The sequence below is a fragment of the Brachybacterium tyrofermentans genome (assembly GCF_014897585.1).
Lineage (GTDB): Bacteria > Actinomycetota > Actinomycetes > Actinomycetales > Dermabacteraceae > Brachybacterium > Brachybacterium tyrofermentans.
This window is the reverse complement of record NZ_JABUXW010000092.1, coordinates 1-978: the sequence shown is the minus strand read 5'-3', so window position 1 is coordinate 978 and position 978 is coordinate 1. Positions and strand designations below refer to the sequence as shown.

The window sequence follows — 978 nt, the reverse complement described above, 5'->3', positions numbered from 1 at the left end:
GCTAGGGCGCGTCTCCTATTTGCGTAGCCAGGCGATGACGGCGCAGAGGACGACGCCGGCTCGGTAGGCGATGGCGTGCTTGTCATAGCGGGTGGCGATCCCGCGCCATTGCTTGGCCAGTCCGAACTGTCGTTCGACGACATTGCGGCCGGCATAGGCGACCTGGTCGAGCGCAGGCGGGCGTCCGCCGCGAGTGCCCTTCTTCTTGCGTGAGGCGATCTCGTCGGATTTCTGGGGAATCACCGTTTTGATGCCCCTGGCGGCGAGCATCCGGCGGGTCTTGCCCGAGGAGTAGGCCTTATCCGCAACGACGGCGTCGGGCCGGATCCGGGGGCGGCCAGGCCCCAGACGGGGAACGCGGATGTCGTCGAGGACCTCGAGGAGCATCGCGCCGTCGTGACGCTGTCCGCCGGTGAGCACGATCGCCAACGGCATTCCGTTGCCGTCGACGGCGGCGTGGATCTTGCTGCCCAGCCCGCCGCGCGAGCGCCCGATAGCGTGCCCATCAGGCTCTTCAGGAGACGGATTGTTGTGGTTCGCCGTCGCCCCCTGTGGGCTGGTCAGGACGCGTCGTGTTGGTGCCGTGCTGATGAGCTCGGTTGATCGTCGAGTCCACCGAGACCATCCACTCGATATCGCCCGCGGCATCGGCCTGCGCCATCAGTGCGGCATGGATCCGGTCCCAAACACCGAGGCGGGCGTAGAGGTAATGGCGCTTCCACACCGTCTGCCAGGGACCGAACTGCTCACGGGGAAGATCTCGCCACGGGATCCCGGTCCTGGCGCGGTAGATGATGCCCTCGACGATCTTGCGGTTGTCGTGGAAGGGACGCCCTTTGCGACCCGTGTTCGAGGGCAGCATCGGCTCGATTCGCTCCCACTGCTTGTCAGTGAGGACTTGGTGCCGAGGAGTCGTCGCGGTAGCCATCCCTCGACGCTCTCGCACGAAACAGCTCACACATAGGAGACACGCCCTAG

At 66.0% G+C, this 978-nt stretch carries 1 protein-coding gene; it reads right to left on the bottom strand.

What is annotated here, in order from left to right; translation table 11 throughout:
- Window positions 1-15 precede the first annotated feature (15 nt).
- A protein-coding gene (locus INT49_RS20840; RefSeq protein ID WP_193119633.1) for an IS5 family transposase occupies window positions 16-928 on the bottom strand; the annotation gives its coding sequence in 2 pieces (ribosomal slippage) (window positions 16-549 and window positions 551-928; 912 coding nt in all).
- Window positions 929-978: the final 50 nt, after the last annotated feature.